This is a genomic window from Fibrella aquatica, from assembly GCF_041321135.1.
Classification (GTDB): Bacteria; Bacteroidota; Bacteroidia; order Cytophagales; family Spirosomataceae; genus Fibrella; species Fibrella aquatica.
This window is the reverse complement of sequence record NZ_JBGGWF010000008.1, coordinates 1-21,927: the sequence shown is the minus strand read 5'-3', so window position 1 is coordinate 21,927 and position 21,927 is coordinate 1. Positions and strand designations below refer to the sequence as shown.

Below are 21,927 nucleotides of genomic sequence, written 5' to 3'. Positions count from 1 at the left end.
TCTCTACACATGCGTCAGCAACGACCGACAAAATCACCCAACAAACCCAACCCTACTCTTTCCCGCTCATTGCTTTACCCGATTTCGACTCGTCCAGCTGTTTTACCAGTTCTTTCACGGCGGTGCTCAGTTGCAGATTCTGATCGGTGTAGCTCTCGCCGATGGGGCGCGACACAGGTACGTCGACGGGGCGCGGGGCCAGTTCCATGTCTTTGCCTGTGTTGTCGGTGATCTTCGAGAACGGTAGCCGAATCGATGAACCGTCGATGAGTTGGGCCGCCGAGGTAAAGATGATCCAGCCTGCCGTTGGTTCACCCACGACTTTGCCTAGCTTCAGGGTCCGGTAGCCTTCGGTGAAATCTTCGGCATCAGACAGCGAGTGCTGATTCGTGACCAGAATCGTAGGCGTTTCCAGCGACCGCTGACCTAGTTGCGACCGGGCCGGCGCGGCGGGCAATCCACGCGACGTCATGGTCAGATAGCCTTTCCGGGCGAATACGTCGATGGCGTAGGGGTTCACGAAACCACCGTTGTTGTTGCGCACATCGACCACGACGCCTTCGCGGGCATGATTGTCGGCATCCAGATCGATGTATAACTGATTCAGCGACTCGGCCGACATGTCGAACATGTGCACGTACCCAAGTCGGCCGTTGCTGGCTTTCTCTACGAAATCGCGTTGCTGCTGCACCCACTGTTTGTAGAGCAATCCTTTCTCGGTAGCCAGATTGACCGGCATCACATTAACATCTTTGGGTGTTGAGGTGGGCGACGACGCAATAGCCAGCGTAGTTTGCCGGTTGATTTTATTGCCCAGCAGCTGATCCAGATTGGTGGTGGCATCAATGGTTTTTCCATCCACCGCCAGCAGGTAATCGCCCGGTTTGATGGTTCCCGCCAGAAAAGCCGGACCCAGGTTAACCACTTCGGTAATCATCAATTTTCCCGTATTCTCGTACATGATTCGATCAAAACGAAGCCCCAGCCGCCCGGTCGATATATCGGCTGACCCTTGCGGAGCCGACACGCCGGAGTGCGACGCGTTCAGTTCACCAACCATCAAACTCAGCAACCGGCGCAACTCGTCGGGCGTGCGCGCTCCGGCGGCATAGGGCTCGTAACTGGCTCTTACCGCATTCCAATCGGTGCCGTGAAACTCGGGGTCGTAGAAACCCTTGTTCTGAACGTCCCACGCCTGCTGAAATACCTGTAGCTTTTCGGTTGCAAAATCAACGTCGAGTTCAGCGGTTACGGCCACTGGTTTAGGCTCCCGCGAGGCCAGCGAGATGTACTGAATACGTCCCTGTTCGAGGTAATACACTTCTTTGCCGTCGGCCGTAAACTGGGCACTGCTTTTCTGGCCGGGCGTGGTCGTCAACTGTCGAGCCACGGGGCGTTCGCTACTGGTTTCGTCCAGCGAAAACGTGTACAAATTCTGCCGACCAGCTACACTGGCAACCAGTAACAGCGTTTTGCCGTCTTTACTGATCGTCTGCTGATCCACTTCGATACCTACCGGCAAGAGGCTCAAACGCTGACGAATACCGTCAAACACAACAGTCGTCGCTTCTTTCCCCGCCCCTTTCGCCTTTGCAGTGGTATCGAGCGATGAACGCTGTGCTGCAGTCGTGGTGCTGGTTGACGAGGTGGTTCGTACGTTGCGGGGCACCTCTTCGTTGAACAAATCGCGGAACTGGTCTTCGCGGAATTTAGGCAGTTTCGGCACCAGATCAACGCGGGCAATTTGGGCTGTCTCAGTACGTTGGTTCGTACCAAACAGAATGTATTTTCCGTCGGGGCTCCAGTTCACGTTCCCGCCAAAGGTGTTGGCCAGAAAACTTACCGGCTTTGCCTCACCACCCGCTGCAGGTACTACCCACACGTTTCGGAATGTCTTGGTACCGTAGGCCACAAAGGCCAGCCATTTGCCATCGGGCGAGAACGTCAACGTACCTGAACCGGCGAACGGTGCACGACCCAGATAACCTTTATACAGCACCCGCTCTTTCTTCGTGGTCATATCCAGCACACGCAGTTCCTGCCCGTTACGCATGAACGCGATAGCTTGTCCGTCGGGCGAAACAATCGGTGAACTGTCATCGAGTGCCGAATCGGTCAGGCGGGTTTCGGCGCGGGTCGAAAAGTCGTACTGAAACAAATTCGCCATACCGTGGCGCGTACTGGCGTAAACAAGGCTGCGGCTGTTCGGCATCCACGCCACCTGCGATTCAACAGCGGGGCTGTTGCTCACCCGAATAGCATCGCCACCCTCTTTTGCCGAGGCCGCAAATACTTCACCGTGGGCTGTAAAAGCCACTTTTTTACCATCCGGCGAAACAGCCAGATCACGGAATTGACTCGTTAGCTTCTGATGATCGACTGCCGAGCCAGCCGCTGCCCCGCGCAATCGAATGGCAACGGGCGTCGCCTGCTTCGAAGCAATGTCGTATTTCCAGATTTGAAAGTCCCGCTCAAAAACAATCGTATTCCCGTTTTGGCTCATCGACGGCCACAGTACCCTGCCTTCTTTAAACGTGGTCAGCATGGTAGCCTGTCCTTTCAGCGGTTTCGACCAAAGGTTCTGGCTGCCGTTTCGATCAGACATGAAGTAGATCGTTTGTCCGTCGGCGCTCCAGATCGGCCATAGTTCTTTGGCCCCTCCTTCGGTCAGGCGTTCGTAGGCAGGCCTATCACCTTTTTTCGACCCGATTTTGCACGTCCATATCTCGGTCTGATCGATATGACTGCTACCTTTCCGCCACCACTGCGCCGCCGAAATACCCCGGGCCGAAAAGGCCAGCGTAGTACCATCGGGCGATGGCGTACCGAAGAACTCGCTGGCGTAGCGGTCGGCCGTAACAGGCATGGGCGTTCCACCCGTGATAGAGACGCGCGAAATGTCGTTCATCCCGGCAATATCCCGGCTCGTCGACTGGAAGTAGACCATCTTTCCATCTTTCGACCAGGCCGTCAGGCTTTCTGCGCCATCATCATAAGTCAGGCGACGCAGATCGCCAGTTTCCAGCGTGAGGAGGTAAATGTCGCCGTTGCCGGAGCGGGTAGAGCCGAAGGCCAGGTATTTTCCATCGGGCGAATAAAGTGGCCGCGACTCATTATCGGCATGAGCCACCAGCAACCGCGCTTCGCCGCCTGCTGTGGGTACCGTCCAGATATCGCCGCCCGAAATAAACGCGACCTCCGATCCGTCGGGCGATATGGCCGGTTCAGCAAAGGCGTATTTGGGCGACGGAGCAGCCGGTTGGGCTATAGCTGTTGGGTAACTGGTGACCCAGATGGCAAGTGCAGAAACGAGAACACGTATTGGTCGACGCATAGGAAAACGAGTTGATGAATCGGGTTAGTTTTACGTACCTGGAAATTGGTAACCTAAATATAGAACCTGAATCAACATGGCTCACCGTCAACGTATTGCCCCACACCAATAGCTTCGTTTTATCCTGTTTTTAGGCGGAAATTTTCATAATACCGGTAAGTCATACAGGATTAGTCTATCAGAACAATTGACCAATCTGGCTGTTTAACGGGCAAAATGAGCCTTAATTTAACCAATCACATCAATGCCACAGGGAGATAAATCGGCGTATACGGACAAGCAAATCCGTCAGGCCGAACACATCGAGGAAAGTTACGAGAAGCGGGGCGTACCTGAAGAAGAAGCAGAGGCTAGAGCCTGGGCCACGGTGAACAAGATTTCGGGTGGCGGCAAGAAGAGCGGTTCCGGACGTGGAAAAGCCGAAAACAAGGAATCGTACGAGAAAGGTGGTAAAAAAGGTGGTGCTGCCTCAGCCTCACGCACGGCAGAAGAGCGATCTGCCTCCGCCAAAAAAGCCGCCGAAACACGCAAGCGAAACGCGGCGGCGAAGTAGGTGGTATACCTGGTTTAACATGCGTTGCTAAGCGGTAACGCGAAATGCTTCGCGCTTGTGGCCCTTCGACAGGCTCAGGGTGACAACTCACATCCAGACGTTCATGACAACCTTGGGTGGGATTGTCACCCTGAGCCTGTCGAAGGGCCACAAGCGCGAAGCATTTCGCGTTACCGCATACTACGCCAGCGTCATTGTTTCAGAATACACTCCCCCAAACCGGTCGGTTGCGCGTACCGTGATTTTCTTTGCGGAAGCCGATGGCTGGAAGAAAAACAGGTGATCGGTCATGGTGGGGTCAACGAACTTATGCTTTTTAGGGAGGTCAGGTCCCGCGTAGAGTTCAACCGCCCAAGGATCATGAGAAACGCGCTGTTCGGGCGTTCCTTTCACAACGCCATCTTCGAGCCACTCCAGTTTCCACTTGGGGTCCCAGTTCCAGACGTTTACCGCCATGTATTCCGAAGCTGTTTTCACGCGGCCTTTTTCGTAGAGTCGAAGCTGATGCTCGCGCGGCTTACCCGTCGATTTGTAATACCAGCGGATTTCGCCGCCATCGACTTCGTATACTGCGTAGCCGCTTGGCGTACCATCGCTACAGATTGGCCCCGTCCACCACGCGCCGCAAACGGTTCCGTGTACATGTTCCATAACGGAGCCCTCCTCCCACTTTTCGTTCACGTGCGTGTGTCCTGACATGATGTGCGCGTTGAACGGCTTCAGCATCTCGTATAACTGTTTCCGGTTCGACACGCTGCCGCCCAGTTCCTCTTCTTTCAGGTTCTCGCGGCGTTTGTGGCCCGTCTGCGTCGGAATATGTAGGCTAACAACCACCGTTGTGCCGGGCTTCACCAGCTTCAAATCCTGTTCCAGCCAGTGTAGTTGGTTTTCGGTCAGATAGCCGATGTATTTCTTGGCAGTGCCGATGAAAAAGACATCGTCGAGCATCACGTAATGCACCTGCCCCCGGTTGAACGAGTAGTACGTCGGGCCGAATTGCTGCTTGAAGGTCCTCGCCGAATAATCATCCGATCGTGCATCGAGGTCAAGGTCGTGGTTGCCGATGACGTTGAAGAAAGGCATACCAGTCATGCCAATGGCCTCTTTGTAGTCAGCATACAATTCGAAATGATCCCACACCAGATCGCCGCAGCCGATACCGTGGAAAAGCGAGCCTTTCGGGTACGAGGCCACCAGGTCGCGCAGGTCAGGAGCCGACTGGGCTTTCAGTTGCTCACCGTCTTTTTTGGAGATAATCTGCGTATCGGCCCAGACCACAAACTGGTGTTTCCGGTCATCGACAGCTAGTTTTTCCAGCTTAAAATCGGCCGTAAAACCGCCATTTTTCGCGGTAATTGGCTGGTAAAACTGCGCCACACCCCGCTCATGCGGAACGGCATAACCCGCTGGCAGACTGATATACACAAACTCTGCCGCTGCAGCTGCAGGTAGTGAATACTGTCCGTTTTTGTCAGTCACCACCACCGAATAGCCATCCGTCACGGCTACGTTGGCAATGCCTTTTCCGTTACCAAGAACACGGCCAGTAATAGTTGCAGGTACGTTAGGCGCTGGGTTCGTATTGGCCAGTGCTACGGGGGCTGCTGCGGTTACGGCCGCTCCCGACCAGCCCAGGTATTTAAGAAATGATCGTCTGTTTACCATTGGTTTTAATTTTTTGTCATTTGCCGTGCGTCATTTATTGTCATTCGTTGTCATTAGTAGTTACGCATTGCGAGTAGCTGACTTGTAACCAATTGCAACGAATGACAATAAATGACCATTAATGACGCACAGCAAATGACTATTAATGACTACCTACTTAGCCCACCAGAGTTTTCCGTTCAGGTTATCTCCTCCCATTCGGGCGGCGGCTTCGGTGTAGTTTTCCCTGTTCAGCGACTGTACTGATAAGGGATAAGCCATGCGGGCGGGCATTTTACCGTCGTTTTCCAGACCCGGTCCTTTCGGCAACACCGGGAAGCCCGTCCGGCGGTATTCGGCCCACTGCTGCATTTCTGTAAAGAACAAAGCGATGTATTTCTGGGTCATCAACTGCTCGAACGTACCTGCGTAGGCCACATCCTTACGCGTCAGGAAATCGGCAGGCATGGTGGCTCCCCAATACGTCATCGAAGCGCGAATCCCTTTTTCATAATGGTCTTTAGGGGAATCGCTGCTGTACCCTTTCAAAGCCGCTTCGGCCAGCAAGAATTCGGTTTCGGCATACTGCATAATACTACCCAGAATGGGAGACGTTTTCAGGTTTCTGTGCAGTCGAGACGACGAGATTGCCGCTACTTTAGCTGCATCACCCAGCGGGTAACCACTCGGAACGCCCACAAATTTGCCACTGACTTTGGTCGCCCACACGTCGAGGCGCGGGTCTTGCGAGGTCGACAGCGTATTGATGAAGTAAGTCGAATAAGCATTGGCTCCATTGAAATCATAATCGCGGTCATCGGCAAAGGGATTCAGCAGCGGATTTACGGCTGTAAACGTCAGCGTGGCGCTTTCTTCAGTGGCAGTCATCAGCGGGTATTTGGCCGGATTGGCCAGCATCTCCCGGATTTTCTGCTTGAACACGTCCGATTTGGCTTCGCCGCGCATCAGCAACCGAAGCCGTAACGAGTTGGTAAACTTGCGCCATTTTACGGTACCCGCCGCACTTTTATCAGCACCATACAGCGCATCGATACCCGGCGTCATGGTTTTGGTCACCTCATACAACGTGTTGGCCGAATCGAGCTTATTGACCAAGTCAGTGTAAATAGCCTCTTGCGGGTCAAATTTTGGGGTAATCTGGTAGCTTGGGTAGCCCTGCAACGCCTGTGAGTAGGGCACATCGCCATACGCATCGGTCAGGTTCTGAAACAGCCATGCCCGCACGGTCAGGGCAGCGGCCATCTGGTTGCGGTTGTTACTCTGTTTCGCTCGTTCGTACATATCCTGGACGTTTGTGAGCGTCAGGTAGTAGTTATTCCAGAGGTAATCTGACTCGCTCGGAATCAGCACGTAGCGATGAAACTGCCCATCGGTCAGCGACACCGTCACCTGCATCATCTCGTTGTTCAGCCGGTGGCTTCGGCTCAGTCCGATGTTCACCCCGTTCAGAACGGCCGTATTCAAAAAGCTACCCGACGTTGCCGTTGTCACTGCCTCCGGGTCATTCAGTAGTCCGTCCAGTGAACTGGTGCAGCTCACTCCCGCCAAGAGTAGAGAGCTTAGAATAAGTTGTGTTAAGGTCTTCATTGTTAGTTGGTTTGTTTACCCTCACCCCCGGCCCCTCCCGCAACGGCGGACCGCCCCCTACGGGAGAGGGGAGACGCACTACAGTAGCTTCGCACTATACTATTGATGCCTCTTTCTTAGTGAGACAATCACTTGATTGGAATAAGCAAAGCACTGCAAAGCGGAGCTACTGTAGAGCGGTTCCCCTCTCCCAACGTGGGAGAGGGGCTAGGGGTGAGGGCTCACAGCGAAATAGTCAAATTAACACCCATCGTTCTGGTCGATGGGAACTGAGCGATTTCGAGGCCGGGGGTGATGGTTGAGTTATCGAGCGTTGATGTTTCGGGGTCGAAGCCGGGGAAGCTGGTCCAGTTGTAGAGGTCGCGGCCGTAGATGCCGATGCTGGCACCGCGCAGGAAGGACTTGCTGAGCGTTTTGGTCGGGAATGTATAGGCCAGACGTACCTCGCGGAGTTTGGTAAAGGTGGCGTCGAAGAGGTTGGCTTCTACGTTATCGCGGCCGTAGATCTTGCTGTAATACGTGACAATATTCGTGGCTTTGGTGGTGTTGGGTACGTAGGTGCCATCCGCGTTTTGAGTCACTCCCTCACCCACGATGCCATCGTAACGACCAGGCAGCGTAGCCTTGATTTTACCCTGTTCACCCAGCACCGAGTTGGTTAGCGAATACACGCTTCCCCCCTGCTGCCGGTCAATCAACACCGACATATTCCAGCCCCGGTATTTGACATTATTAGTCAGGCCGCTCCGCCATCTGGGTGTCGAATTACCCAGGTTGATGAACTGTTCGCTCAGCAGCGGGTAACCCGTTCTGTCGTACACAATCTGCCCGTCTGGCGAGCGGCGGTAACCCAGACCGTATATTTCGCCGAGGGGTCGGCCTTCGCGGGCTTCTACCGTAACGCGGCTACCAACGTACCTGGCCAATACCACGTTACCCGTTCCGTTATTCAGTTCCTCTACACGGTTCCGGTTCATGGCCCAGTTCAGGGTTACGTCCCAGGTGAGGCCCCGCGTATTTTTCACCGGACTGCCCGTCAGCGTGAGTTCAACGCCCCGGTTGGCCACTTTACCCATGTTGATCAGCGACGAATTATAGCCCGACGCGTACTCAACCGGCGCATAAAGAATCTGATCGACAGTGAGTTGATGATAAGCCGTCAGGTCGAACGAAAGGCGATTTTTGAAGAAGCGCCACTCGGTACCAATCTCCCACGACTTGTTACGCTGTGGCCGTAAGTTCGGGTTGGCAATGGTGTTCGGGTTCTCCAATTCGCCCGGAAACACGCCCGGCTCGTACACCTTTTCGAGGTTGTACGTACCCAGGCGGGCATCGTATCCCACACTGGCGTAGGCCCCGCGTAACTTGGCGTAGCTTACCCAACTCGGCATTGTCAAGATGTCAGACGCGATGAGGCTCAACGTGGCTGAGGGATAGAAAAACGAGTTGTTTTGCGCGGGCAGGGTACTGCTCCAGTCGTTCCGCCCGGTGATGTCGATGAAGGCCACGTTTTTGTACGACATATTCACGAAGCCATACAGACTATTGATGCGTTTTTTAGCGCGGTCGCTGCGGGTTTGGGGTAGTTGCTCACTGTTGGCCAGGTTATACACACCCGGAATCACCAGCCGGTCGGCGAGTTGGTTGGTAAACGTCTGCTGCTGAATAAGAATATTCCCCCCCGCGTTGGCCGTCATCTGGAAATCGCCCGTTGGGCGCACCTTGTAGCGGAGCAAAAAATCGGTGTTCGATTCCATGTTGAACACGTTCTGCTGGCGGTACATGCCTTCCTGAAACTTCTGCGTATTCTTGGGCCGCTGCTGCGACCGGAATTCGTAACCCGCATCCAGACCTCCGTGCAGGGTGAGATCCAGGTTTTTGATGATGTTGTACGTTACCGACACGTTGCCCGTGATGTTGTGCCGGTTCGACTTGTTCAACATCTCGTAGCTGATCAGATACGGGTTATCAATCAGCGAGCTGAACGGGTGATTTTGCTCCACGCCCTCACGCCCCGGCAACCAGTATGACTTGTACCAGTCGAGGTCGATGTTCGGGTTTTGAAACGCCGTGAAGTACATGATCGACTGGTTGTTGTAGCCCGTCGTTGGCAGGTTATCGCTGAACTTGTTGTAGTAATTGATCTTCGTGTTCATCGACAGTTTCCGGGACACCTGCGACTGGTTCGAGAAGCCCAGGTTCAGACGCTGATAGCCGGTATTGGGCAAAATCCAGTCGTTTTGCAGGTGCGATATACTGAGCCGAGACGTACCCTTGTCGCCTGTATTACTGATCGTTACGTTATTCGACAGCGTTACACCCTCCTGGAAAAAGTTCTTCCGGTTATCAGGGTAAGGCACCCAGGGCGTACGGGCCGTAAACGCACCCGATGCATCGCGCGGCGAATTGTACTGATAGAACTGCTGCCCTTCGAACCGTGGCCCCCAGGCCGAGCTGGTGCTTTGGGTACCCGGCCCGTCGGCAGTGGTGCCATACGAGTAGTAAGGCTGACCGGCTGTGCCTTGTCCATACTCATACTGATAGTCGGGCCAGCGGTTTATCTGGTCGATACTCACGTATGAATTGACCGTTACGCCTATCCCTTTCTGGTCTTTGTTGCCGCTCTTGGTGGTAATAATAATGGCTCCCGCACCAGCCCGCGACCCGTACAAGGCCGATGCTGCCGGCCCCTTCAGTACGTTGATCGACTCAATGCTGTTGGGGTCGATGTCGGTGAGGGCGCTACCAAAATCAACGGGAGAGTCGCCACCCAGGTACGCGCCGTGGCCAGCACCCTGAAATCCCGTGTTAATTGGCTGACCATCAACCACAATCAATGCACCGGGTGAGTTCAGATCCAGGATGCCTTCGCCACGTAATGTTACCCGACTGCTACCCATTGGCCCGTCGGTTTTAGTTAGGTTCAGCCCCGCAATTTTGCCCGATAACGAGTTGATCACGTTGTTGGCGGGCGCATCGGTCACCGCCGCCCCGTCGAGCTTCTGGGTTGAATAGCCGAGCGCTTTTTCCTCGCGTTTGATACCCAGCGCCGTCACCACCACTTCGTTCAGGCTGCGCGTATCGGCGGCAAGTTGTACGTTGACAACTGACCGATTTCCAACCCGGACCGTCTGCGGCAGATAGCCTACAAACGAGAATACCAGCTCGGCCTGATCGCTGGGTACGTTCAGTGTGTAGCGCCCATTTTTGTCGGTTGTTGTGCCCTGCTGGCGGCTCGCTGGCCCGGCCAATTTTATAAGCACATTGACTCCAGGCACCCCGTCGTTTGTTTGTGAATCGGTCACCTGTCCCGTAATGGCCACCTGAGCCAGCAAAGGCGTATTGATCAGAAGCAGACAGGCTATAGCACAAAGCCACCTCGTCCGCCATTCTTGTGAACAGCGTAAAATACGTTGCATGATGTTTTATTTATTGGTTAAAAAGAGGATTGCAGAAACCTGGTCTGTTGCCGGGCCAGACCGGCGTTTGCCATAACGTGGGTTACTTTTTGAAGCCGCAAAAGTACCCGCGCTGCATCAAGCGAATTTTACCGGAATGTTGCGTAATCGTTAAGACTACTAAGTAAGTAGAGTCTTTTATCAGTAGGCCAATCTGCATACTTCAGCGCTAATCTTGCTCACTATCAATCCATTTTGGCTTTTTTGGCATTTCACCTATTATAACGGGCTACTTCGCTCCTTTCTAGATTAACATACTGTCTTTCTCAGCCATGACTCGACCATTTACCGCACGAACGCTCCGATTGGCGGGTGCCGCAACCATGCTTTCAGGCGCTTTGTTTATGGGCGCCTACTCCAGTTCTGACATAAGCCGCGCGTCTATTCCGTTCCTGAATCAGTTTTTTGCTACCCTTTCCGACGACGATAAGCACGACCCAAAGAATGCGGTAGCCAGCCTTAACGTTGCGCCCGGTTTGCAGGCGTCGCTGTTTGCGGCCGAGCCCATGCTAAAAAACCCGACCAACATCGATGTCGATGCCAAGGGACGGGTATGGGTGTGCGAAGCCTACAACTACCGGCCGGCCATAAACGGCAACCCCACTAACGACGCCGGCGACCGCATTGTGATCCTGGAAGATCAGAACGGCGACGGTGTGGCCGATGTGAGTAAGGTTTTTTATCAAGGGCCGGAGCTTCAATCGCCGCTGGGTATATGGGTGCAGGGCAATAAAGTCATCGTATCGGATAGCCCTAATGTGTGGGTGTTTACCGACGAAGACGGCGACGACAAAGCTGACAAAAAGGAGATTCTGTTCACCGGCCTCAGCGGCGATCAACACGACCACGGCATGCACGCTTTCGTTTTTGGTCCCGACGGAAAATGGTATTTCAACTTCGGCAACGAAGGGCAGCAAATAAGGGATAAAAACGACAAGCCTATTTTCGACCGTAACACAGGCAAGGCTATCGACAAGCAGAGTTATCGGCAAGGCATGGTGTTTCGCTGTAATCCCGACGGCTCAGAGATGGAAGTGCTCGGTCAGAACTTCCGCAATAACTTCGAAGTAGCCGTCGACTCATACGGAACACTCTGGCAATCAGACAATGACGACGACGGCAACAAGAGCGTCAGGATCAACTACGTGATGGAATACGGTAACTACGGTTACACCGACGAGTTGACTGGTGCCGGCTGGAGCGCCAACCGTACCAACATCGAAAAAGAAATTCCGCACCGTCACTGGCACCTGAATGACCCCGGCGTGGTACCCAATCTATTGCAAACCGGCGCGGGTTCACCAACAGGCATTATCGTCTACGAAGGCTCGTTGCTGCCAGGTACGTTCCAGAATCAGATCATCCACTGCGATGCGGGACCAAACGTGGTCCGGTCGTATCCGGTCGAAAAAGATGGCGCAGGCTATAAGGCCAGCATCGCCAATCTGGTCGAAGGCACCCGCGATCAGTGGTTCCGCCCGTCGGATGTGTGCGTGGCTCCTGACGGTTCATTGATCATTGCCGACTGGTATGATCCAGGTGTGGGTGGCCATCAGGCCGGTGATCAGGACCGGGGCAGGATTTTCCGGCTGGCTCCGCCTAATTCAACCTGGTCGGTACCTAAAACCGACGTTTCTACGGTTGAGGGAGCCATCACTGCGCTGCAAAGTCCCAACATGTCGGCTCGGTACATGGGCTGGACGGCCTTGCACAATCTGGGCACGAAGGCAGAAAAACCGCTGGCTAAGCTGTACAAATCGGCTACCAATCCACGCATGAAAGCGCGGGCGTTGTGGTTGTTGAGTCAATTGCCGAAGGGACAGAAATATGTGGAGATGGCCCTGAAAGATGCCAACGCCGACCTGCGTATTACGGCCCTACGTACTGCCCGCGAACAGAAAATGGACGTAATTGGATTCGTTAGACAGCTGGTTAACGATCAGAGTGCTCAGGTACGTCGCGAATGCGCGCTTGCGTTGCGCCGGAGTGCATCGCCCGAAGCGCCCGCCCTGTGGGCACAACTGGCCGCACAGCATGACGGTAAAGACCGCTGGTACCTGGAAGCGCTCGGAATTGGCGCCGATAATCAGTGGGACACGTACTACGCGGCTTATCTGAAGCAGTTGAACAATGACCCGTTAGCCAATGCTGGCGGCCGCGATGTGGTATGGCGGGCTCGTACGGCCGCATCGGTGCCGCTCCTTGCTCAGCTGGCAGGCGAAAAAGACGTGCCGCTGGCAAGTCGGCTCCGTTATTTCCGGGCCTTTGATTTTAACCCCGGCACTACCGAAAAATCGAATGCTCTATTGCAATTGATTCAGGCACAAAATAGCCCCGACGTCACCAAACTGGCCCTACGCCATCTCGACCCGGCTTTCGTAACAACAAGCGCATCGGCCTCGCGGGCCCTTCAAAACCTGCTCGACCAAACCTACGGCACCGCTGATTACATGGAGCTTGTTCAGCGCTACAGCCCCGCCACCGAAAACGTCCGTTTACGGCAACTCGCTATTCTGAAACCAGCCGACAACATTGGGCGAAGCGCCGCAAAGCAATTGCTAACCCAAAAAGGATCGTCACTTGTCTGGGAAACTATCAATGGCAGCAGCCCCGATGCAGCCACAAACATGATTACCTCGCTCCGTGGGGTTGGCAGCAAAGAATCACTCGATATACTGAAAAGCGTGGCGTTGGACGAAAACCGGGCCATGCCGCTCCGCCGCGAAGCTACCCGTTCGCTGGGCGGTAGTCAGTCGGGCGAAGATCTGGTGCTTGTCTTGCTCAAATCGGGCGACATCAAAAGCAGCGATTTAAAAGCCGCTGCTTATCAGGGCGTTTCAACGGCCTGGCGCAAAATGGTTCGCGTAGAGGCGGCCAAGTACCTGGATGGCAATCAGTCAGGTACGTCAACAGCTTCGGTCAAAAAATTACCGGGCGTAAACGAGTTGATGGCCATGAACGGCGATGCCTCGCGGGGGCTAACGGTCTACAAAAACAACTGCTCGGTTTGTCATCAGGTCAACGGCGAGGGCATGGACTTTGGGCCTAAATTATCAGAGATCGGCTCGAAATTGGGCAAGGATGGTCAATATCTGGCTATTCTGTATCCCGACGCAGGTATCAGCTTTGGTTTTGAGGGTTATGAAGTGACTTTCAAAGATGGCAGCACGATGACCGGCATTGTATCGAGCAAAACGGAAACCGATTTGCAGATGAAGTTTCCCGGTGGTCAGGTACAGAACTACAAAACATCGAACATAAAATCGATCAAAAAACTGGATGCATCCATGATGCCTTCGGGCTTGCAGGAAGCCATGAGCACCACTGAACTCGTTGACCTGGTGACGTATTTGAGTACGCTGAAGAAGAAGTAATGGGGAAGAATAAGTCGTATGATCGAATCTTCCGGGAGAACATTGAGCAGTTGGTGGTACCGTTAGCCAACCGACTGCTTAATCTCACCATTCCTGCTTTGCAAGAGATTCCTGACGACCTACACCAAACGATTGAGCGTAAACCAGATTTTCTGAAGAAAGTACTTCATCCCAACGAAGCGGACAACTACATCCTACACTTTGAATTCCAGACCAAGGATGACGACGAAATGCTGGCTCGGATGCTGGAGTATTATGCTATGCTTTACCGGAAATATGGTGTGCCCGTCAAGCAATATGTATTTTACATTGGCGGAGGGATGTCGAAGATGAAATCGCATCTCTTCCACACAACACTCTCGTTTAGGTATGAATTGATTAATGCTTCCGAGGTCGATTATCACCTATTCTTAAATTCATCAGTACCGGAAGAAGTACTACTCACTGTGCTAGGCGATTTCAAACAGGATAAAGCCGATGATGTTCTGGAAGCAATCGTTTCAAAACTCAGCGAATTAGTACCCCGTTCGTTGAAGCTCAAACGGTACATCAAGCAACTCGAAATACTTTCTAATCTGCGTAACTTGCAGCAATTAACCATCAAAATTTCCGAGAAAATGGCATTGGTTTATGATTTAGAGACGGATGTCCGTTTCAGGCAGGGAGTTAATAAGGGAATTGAGAAAGGCATCGAGTTAGGCGTTGAACAGGGTATCGAACAAGGTATCGAACAAGGTATCGAACAAGGTATTGAGCAGGGCATTGACCTGATTATCGAGAAGATGATTCGTAAGGGCAGCTTAAGTCATTTGGAAATTGCAGAGATCGCCGACGTGTCGATAGACCACGTAAACGCTATTGCCCGACGAATTGATAAGCATTGATTTTTACAACTTTTATTTTCTAAACCTTCCCTCTATGACCCAACGCCGGGATTTTCTAAAGACAGCTCTGGGAGCAACAGGTATAGCCTTCACAGGTACGTCGGTAGTTCAGGCAGCCGTTAGGCCACAGGCAAAAACACCAGCACTGCCCGTTGTAGCCGGAAAAAACAAGTTCAAGCTCGACTATGCCCCTCATTTTGGGATGTTCGAAAACAGCGCGGGGAAAGACCCGATCGACCAGCTTAAATTCATGGCTGATCAGGGATTTATGGCTCTGGAAGACAATGGCATGATGGGCCGTGAACCCGCCATGCAGGAAAAAATCGGCAAGGAACTAGACCGCCTCGGTATGAAAATGGGCGTGTTTGTGGTCGACAAAGGAGGCAACGGCCAAAACACGCTGGCAGCTAGTAAAAAGGAGCACGTCGATATTTTCCTAAACGGATGCCGTCGGGCTGTAGAAACCGCCAAACGCTGTAACGCTAAATTTATGACGGTTGTGCCGGGCGATTTCGAGCGAAACCTGCCCATCGGTATTCAGACGGGGAATGTGATTGATGCACTACGTCGGGGGGCTGACATTCTGGCTCCTGCGGGCCTAACCATGGTACTCGAACCGCTGAGCGATACGCCCAATCTGTTCCTGCGGACGTCTGACCAGACCTATGAGATTTGCCGGGCCGTGAACAGCCCCGCCTGCAAGATTCTCTTCGACATTTACCACATGCAGAAAAACGAAGGGCACATCATTCCTCACATCGACTGGACGTGGGATGAGATCGGGTATTTTCAGATGGGCGATAACCCCGGCCGGAAAGAGCCAACCACGGGCGAAATCAACTACAAAAACATTTTCAAGCATATTTACAACAAAGCCAAAGCCAGCAACCGCACATTTATCTTCGGCATGGAACACGGCAATTCAATGCCCGGTAAGGAAGGTGAAATGGCGCTAATTAAGGCGTACGTAGAGTCAGATAGCTTTGCTGGTTAAGAGATAAGAAAGAAGAGACAAGAATCAAGAAGGCTCTGCCGACGTACCATATGGTGCATCAGCAGAGCCATCTCGTTTCTTGTCTCTTCTTTCTTGTCTCTTACAAGATAACCACCGAGTTTTCTTCGGTCGATACGGGGCTGGCTACGTATTTGTCGGCGGCCCAGTCGTTAGCCCAGGTTTCACCGTCGATGATGAACCGGTATTGGTATTCGGTACCGATTGGCAGTTCAACCGTAGCTTTGAAAGAACCATCTTTCTGCTTCTTCAGGGGCTGAGCGTTTACATCCCAATCATTGAAATCACCAACAAGCGATACCACCTTGGCACCATTTACGGCCTCGGCAGGAAGTTCAAACGTTACTTTGGCAACCGGCTTACTTTTCAGGAACTGCTTGGCAATAGGCATATGATGTTTTGTTTTGATTTAGTGCAAAATTATATTTCACAAATTTTAAAATGCTAATTTATAGTTAGTTACTACTGTATATTCTTTTTTTAATACAATTTTATGTATATAACCTACTACTGCTCTAGTCTTTCTCTTTAGCTGTTTAGTTGAGCTAGTGCACCTTTTCAACACCGAACGTACCCCAAGCAGCTATTTCTCCTAGATTTTATCAGCCCTTGCCGGTATTCAGAGAGGTGTGGTAGTAGCCATACAATTTCTGACTTAACGGCACAATACCAGACAGGGCGTAAACAGCCTCATTCAGACCCTTGCTTAACGCCTGTTAAACGAACGCATAAAGGTCCACCAAAAACTTCACTTTAGAGGGACATAGCTTGACATTTCACTGGGAAATGATCGACATTTTTTGTATTTTTACAAGCTAGATAGAGGCAGGCAAAATGCCCGTTTTCGGCTTTACCGGGACCCGCTTTTCCGCTATAAACACATTCAAATACCGCATGACAAACGACGCTGTTGACACCGAAATGGAGGAAGAAGTTGCCAATCCCAATGGCCAATATGGATCCGATAACATTCAGGTACTCGAAGGCTTAGAGGCTGTTCGGAAACGCCCGGCCATGTACATTGGCGACGTAGGAGTGAAAGGCCTGCACCACCTGATTTGGGAGGTTGTTGACAACTCCATTGATGAGGCCATGGCCGGCCACTGCGACACCATTCTGGTCACGATTAATGCCGACAATTCAATTACAGTTAGAGATAACGGCCGGGGTATTCCGGTTGGTTACAACAAACAAACCGGTCGCAACTCACTCGAAGTAGTAATGACCGTGCTCCACGCCGGTGGTAAATTCGACAAAGACACCTACAAAGTATCGGGCGGTCTGCATGGCGTAGGTGTATCCTGCGTCAATGCACTCTCAACCATGCTTCGTGTGGAAGTGCACCGCGACGGCAAAGCGTACGATCAGGAGTATAGCATTGGCAAGCCGCAATACGAAGTGCGCGAAATCGGTACAGCTACCGATACCGGAACGACCGTTCACTTTAAACCCGATGAAACAATCTTCACCGAAACAACGGTCTATCGCTTCGATACCGTTGCCGGTCGTCTGCGCGAACTAGCGTACCTCAACAAAGGCATTCGCATTTCGCTCACCGACATGCGCGAACTCGATGAAGAAGGGAACCCGCTGTTCACGGCCGATTTCCACTCGGAAGGTGGTCTGAGCGAATTTGTGAAGTACCTTGATGAATCACGTCAGTCGCTCGACAACATGGCGCCGATCTACATCGAGAACGAAAAGTACACCACGCCCGTACAGGTAGCCATGCTCTACAATATGGAAGCAGGCGAGAACGTGCAGTCGTATGTGAACAACATCAATACGCACGAGGGAGGTACGCACGTCCAGGGCTTCCGTTCTGCCATCACGCGCGTATTTGGTCGGTACCTGGAGAAGAACCCAGGGCTGATTCCAAAGAACTCGAGCAAAGTCAAATTTGAGGGAGGCGACTTCCGTAAGGGCCTTACTGCCGTGATCTCGGTGAAGGTACAGGAACCACAGTTTGAGGGCCAAACGAAAGGCAAACTGGGTAACCAGGATGTGGTGAGTGCGGTAAGTCAGGCGGTGGGCGAGACACTGGAAATGTGGCTCGAAGAAAATCCGAAGATCGCGCAGGCCATTGTCCGGAAAGTATTGATCTCAGCTCAGGCTCGTATCGCTGCCGATCTGGCCTATTCGCGCATTATGACCGACCGCAAGGACTTCATGGGCGGTATGGGACTTCCCGGTAAACTGGCCGACTGCTCGGATACAGACCCTCGCGTTTGCGAACTGTATCTGGTAGAAGGTGACTCGGCTGGCGGTTCAGCCAAGCAGGGCCGCAACCGCGCGTACCAGGCTATTCTGCCGCTTCGGGGTAAGATCCTGAACGTAGAGAAAGCCATGGAACACAAGATCTACGAGAACGAGGAAATTAAGAACATCTGGACCGCTCTGGGGGTACGTCTTGAGAAGAATAAAGAGACGGGCGAAACCGAGATGAACCTCGAAAAGCTTCGGTACCATAAGATCATTATTATGACCGATGCCGACGTTGATGGAAGTCACATCCGCACGCTTTTGCTGACGCTGTTCTTCCGCAACATGCGCGCCCTGATCGAGAATGGATATCTCTACATTGCTCAGCCGCCTTTCTACCTCGTGAAAAAAGGCAAAGAGCAACGCTACTGCTGGACAGAAGCACAACGCGAAACAGCCGTGCGCGAACTAGCTGGTAGCGGCCGTGAAGAAGCTGTTAACATTCAGCGGTACAAGGGCTTAGGTGAGATGAACGCCGAGCAGCTTTGGGAAACCACCATGGACCCCTCGCAACGCAGCTTGAAACGAGTAACCATCGAATCAGCCGCCGACGCCGACCATGTGTTCTCCATGCTGATGGGTGATGAAGTGCCGCCCCGCCGTGATTTTATTGAACGAAATGCGAAATACGCCAAAATAGACGTTTAGCAGAAAAAGCCGGGTCGAAAGACCCGGTTTTTTGTTACGTAACAAAAGGGTAACACGCATTGATTGATCAAATTACCGGATTCGCGCGTTGCCAAAGTAGTCTATTTTTGCCTTGTCGTCCTATACCATTGCCTTATGCGTAACTCCGACCAACCTCAACGCGGCCGTAACCTGATCGGTCACCTCGTTTCCCGCCTGACAAGCCGCCCCGCCACTACCGACGCAGGCAGTAATCTCAGCCCGGCAAAATCGGCCGAACGTGTTAGTACGCTGATTGAACAAAGCGATTATATAAGCCGCGATTTAAGCTGGCTGAAGTTTAATGAGCGCGTACTGGATCAGGTACGTAACCCCAATCGGACGCTTATGGAACGGCTTAAGTTCCTGGCTATCACCGATTCAAACGCTGACGAATTTTTCAGTATTCGCATCGGGAGCCTGTACAACTACCTGGATTACCATAAAGAGCGTGTCGATTATTCGGGGTTGCGTGAAGTGCCATTCAAGAAGACGCTGTTTAAAGCCATGCAGCAGTTCAATCTTGACCAGCAGACGGTTTTTAAAGAACAGTTACTGCCCTTATTTGCCGAGAACGGGCTGGCTCTGGTTAAGTATGCCGATCTGACCGAAGCCGAACAGGAACAGGCAGCCAGTTATTTTGACCGGACTATTTTTCCGACGCTGACGCCGATGCTGTATGATTACACGCATACGTTTCCGGTGTTGCTGGCTAAAGTGCTCATTTTCGGGGTCGTAACCTTTACACCCGCCGGTGATTTCCGCGACCTCACTCCCGACGATGATAGCGATAATCATCGACTGTCGTTTGTGCAAATTCCAGCCAATTTGCCCCGCTTCATGACGTTTGAGCGCGACGAAGCCATTCTCTTTCTTCCCATTGAAGAAATTGTTCGTCAGCACCTGAACAAACTCTACCGCAACGTCGAAATTTCATCGGTGAACATGTTTCGTATTTCGCGGAATGGTGATTTCACGTTGGAAGAAAACGACGATGTTGAAGCCGACTTCCTAGACGAAATCAAGCAGAAGATCAAAAATCGCCGGTTGGGTCGGGTTGTTCGGGTTGAAATTGAGGCCGGCCAGATTGAGTCGCCGGCTTCGTCGTGGATGATAAGCTTGTTGAAGAAACGTTGGGAGATTGATGATACAAACCTCTTCGAGGCCGGCTCATTAATCGATTTCACCAGTCTTTGGCAGATTATCCGGCACCCGGAGTTTAAAAATGATATGCCTGCACCTATTCCACCGGTAGCGCCCGTTGGACTGGAACGCGACAAAATCAACGATATTTTTGAGGCTATCCGCGAGCATGATATTCTGTTGCACCATCCGTACAACAATTTCGAGCCCGTACTTCAGTTGTTGGAACAGGCCGCAGAAGACCCGCATGTACTGGCTATTAAGCTGACCGTGTACCGGTTGGCCAAACGATCGCGCATCACAGAGGCCCTTCTGAAAGCAGCCGAGAATGGCAAACACGTGTCGGTACTATTCGAGGTGAAAGCGCGATTTGACGAGGAAAACAACATCCGCGAAGCACAACGACTTCAAAAAGCGGGCTGTTTTGTGATCTACGGCATCAGCCGGTTCAAGACACACACCAAACTATTGCTGGTTGTCAGGAATGAAGGCAGTCGCGTAGTTCGGTACGCCCACCTGTCGAGTGGTAACTACAACGAAGACACCGCCCGGATGTATACCGACATTGGCCTGCTAACCACCAATGAGACGTATACCAGCGATATTTCGGAGTTCTTCAATGTAATCACCGGTCATTCATTGCCAAGTGGTTACCAATACCTGATTACCGCCCCGCGCGACATGCGCAATCAGTTGATTGACCTGATTCGGGCCGAAGCTGATTTGGCCCGGCGTGGCTTGCCCAGCGGAATCTGCATCAAAATCAATTCGGTAGAAGACAAAACGATCATCGACGAATTGTATGGTGCTTCACAAGCGGGCGTACCTATTCAATTAATTGTCAGAGGTATATGCTGCCTTCGTCCCGGCCGTAAAGGACTCAGCGAAAACATCACAGTACGGTCAATTGTCGGCAACTACCTGGAACACACCCGGCTGTTTTACTTCCATAATGCCGGTGAGCCCAAAATATACGGCGGCAGTGCCGACGCTATGGTACGCTCGTTCGACCGCCGCATTGAGTCACTATTCTATCTGGCCGATGTTCGGGTACGTCAACAGGCCATTATGATTCTGGAATACAACCTGCGCGATACCGTCAATGCCTATGATTTACAGGAAGACGGTACATACAAAAAGTGTGAACCGGCCGAAGGCGCTGAGCCTTTTGATATGCAAGTTGCTTTTTTCAATATCAGCGAAGCCGACGTAATGAAGGCCCAACTCTTTAACGACACCGTCTCGCCCCCAACCGACGAACTACCAGCCGATCTGACCGAAGGCACCGAGCGAAGCATTGCTACGATTTAAGATAATCAAGTAAATTTACTCTATGGAAACGGTACGTGTGCACTTTCCGGAAGATTTGCGGATGAACGATGATGAATTCTTCCGTTTCTGTCAGGACAATCCGGGGTTACGATTTGAGCGCCGGAAAAACGGCGACATCATTTTTATGAGTTTAACAGGTGGCGAAACGGGTAACCGGAATATAGAAATTGGTGCAGACTTTGTGATCTGGAATAGGCAGTCGAAGTGGGGCTACTTCTTTGACTCATCGACGGCTTTCCGGCTTCCTGATACATCTGTCATGTCGCCTGACGTAGCGGGCATCAGCAGGTTACGCTGGGAGGCATTGACTGAGAAAGAGCGCCGTCGTTTTGTGCCCCTCTGCCCTGACTTTGTACTTGAACTACGCTCCCCCTCTGACCGGCTGACCGATGCTCAGCAGAAGATGGACGATTGGATGGCAAATGGATGCCAGTTAGGCTGGCTCATCGATCCCAGCACCAAAACAGCATACGTATATAAACCAGATTCCACCATTACAGTCACTGAAGGCGTTCAATCGTTGGAAGGGGAGAATATATTAACCAATTTCTCGCTGGACCTGAGCCAGTTGTAGCAAGCTAGGTACGTATGTTGTAGCGCCGAAGCTCCAGCTTCGGTAGTAGACTAGTTATTTTCTACTACCGAAGCTGGAGCTTC

The 21,927-nt window shown here is 52.3% G+C and carries 12 protein-coding genes; 7 read left to right on the top strand and 5 right to left on the bottom strand.

What is annotated here, in order from left to right; all coding sequences use genetic code 11:
* Positions 1-52: 52 nt before the first annotated feature.
* A complete protein-coding gene (locus ACAW87_RS17620) occupies positions 53-3,334 on the bottom strand; it encodes a S41 family peptidase (RefSeq protein WP_370724956.1) in 3,282 nt (1,093 codons plus the stop codon).
* Between the two features lie 244 nt (positions 3,335-3,578).
* Between ACAW87_RS17620 and ACAW87_RS17615 the strand changes: the two genes are divergently transcribed.
* Positions 3,579-3,887, top strand: coding sequence for a plasmid stabilization protein (locus ACAW87_RS17615; protein ID WP_370724955.1), 309 nt, complete (start codon positions 3,579-3,581; stop codon positions 3,885-3,887).
* Between the two features lie 180 nt (positions 3,888-4,067).
* On the opposite strand, the gene ACAW87_RS17610 is transcribed toward ACAW87_RS17615, so the two are convergent.
* The 3 genes from ACAW87_RS17610 to ACAW87_RS17600 all read right to left on the bottom strand — a co-directional run bounded on the left by ACAW87_RS17610 (position 4,068) and on the right by ACAW87_RS17600 (position 10,558).
* Positions 4,068-5,552: a calcineurin-like phosphoesterase C-terminal domain-containing protein gene (locus tag ACAW87_RS17610; protein ID WP_370724954.1), complete on the bottom strand. Its 1,485-nt coding sequence runs from the start codon at positions 5,550-5,552 to the stop codon at positions 4,068-4,070.
* 153 nt (positions 5,553-5,705) lie between these two features.
* A complete protein-coding gene (locus ACAW87_RS17605; protein ID WP_370724953.1) occupies positions 5,706-7,139 on the bottom strand; it encodes a SusD/RagB family nutrient-binding outer membrane lipoprotein in 1,434 nt (477 codons plus the stop codon).
* A 221-nt stretch (positions 7,140-7,360) separates the two neighbouring features.
* Positions 7,361-10,558, bottom strand: a complete 3,198-nt coding sequence (locus tag ACAW87_RS17600) for a SusC/RagA family TonB-linked outer membrane protein (protein WP_370724952.1) — start codon at positions 10,556-10,558, stop codon at positions 7,361-7,363.
* A gap of 311 nt (positions 10,559-10,869) precedes the next feature.
* On the opposite strand from ACAW87_RS17600, the gene ACAW87_RS17595 reads away from it, so the two are divergent.
* Genes ACAW87_RS17595 through ACAW87_RS17585 form a run of 3 tightly spaced genes read left to right on the top strand, consistent with a single transcriptional unit; the run spans position 10,870 to position 15,849 of the window.
* Complete coding sequence (locus tag ACAW87_RS17595; RefSeq protein ID WP_370724951.1) at positions 10,870-13,971, top strand: PVC-type heme-binding CxxCH protein; 3,102 nt, start codon at positions 10,870-10,872, stop codon at positions 13,969-13,971.
* A complete protein-coding gene (locus ACAW87_RS17590) occupies positions 13,971-14,855 on the top strand; it encodes an RpnC/YadD family protein (protein WP_370724950.1) in 885 nt (294 codons plus the stop codon). The genes ACAW87_RS17595 and ACAW87_RS17590 overlap by 1 nt, the downstream gene beginning before the upstream one ends.
* Before the next feature lie 34 nt (positions 14,856-14,889).
* Entirely contained in the window at positions 14,890-15,849 is a 960-nt protein-coding gene (locus ACAW87_RS17585) for a hydroxypyruvate isomerase family protein (protein ID WP_370724949.1), read from the top strand.
* Positions 15,850-15,949: 100 nt separating this feature from the next.
* On the opposite strand, the gene ACAW87_RS17580 is transcribed toward ACAW87_RS17585, so the two are convergent.
* Entirely contained in the window at positions 15,950-16,258 is a 309-nt protein-coding gene (locus ACAW87_RS17580; protein ID WP_370724948.1) for an isoamylase early set domain-containing protein, read from the bottom strand.
* Positions 16,259-16,788: 530 nt separating this feature from the next.
* Between ACAW87_RS17580 and gyrB the strand changes: the two genes are divergently transcribed.
* The 3 genes from gyrB to ACAW87_RS17565 all read left to right on the top strand — a co-directional run bounded on the left by gyrB (position 16,789) and on the right by ACAW87_RS17565 (position 21,844).
* The gene (gene gyrB, locus ACAW87_RS17575) at positions 16,789-18,777 is read left to right on the top strand and encodes a DNA topoisomerase (ATP-hydrolyzing) subunit B (protein WP_370725133.1); all 1,989 of its coding nucleotides are present in this window, start codon (positions 16,789-16,791) and stop codon (positions 18,775-18,777) included.
* A gap of 135 nt (positions 18,778-18,912) precedes the next feature.
* Entirely contained in the window at positions 18,913-21,249 is a 2,337-nt protein-coding gene (ppk1, locus tag ACAW87_RS17570; protein WP_370724947.1) for a polyphosphate kinase 1, read from the top strand.
* Positions 21,250-21,271: 22 nt separating this feature from the next.
* Complete coding sequence (locus ACAW87_RS17565; protein WP_370724946.1) at positions 21,272-21,844, top strand: Uma2 family endonuclease; 573 nt, start codon at positions 21,272-21,274, stop codon at positions 21,842-21,844.
* The last annotated feature ends 83 nt before the right edge of the window (positions 21,845-21,927 follow it).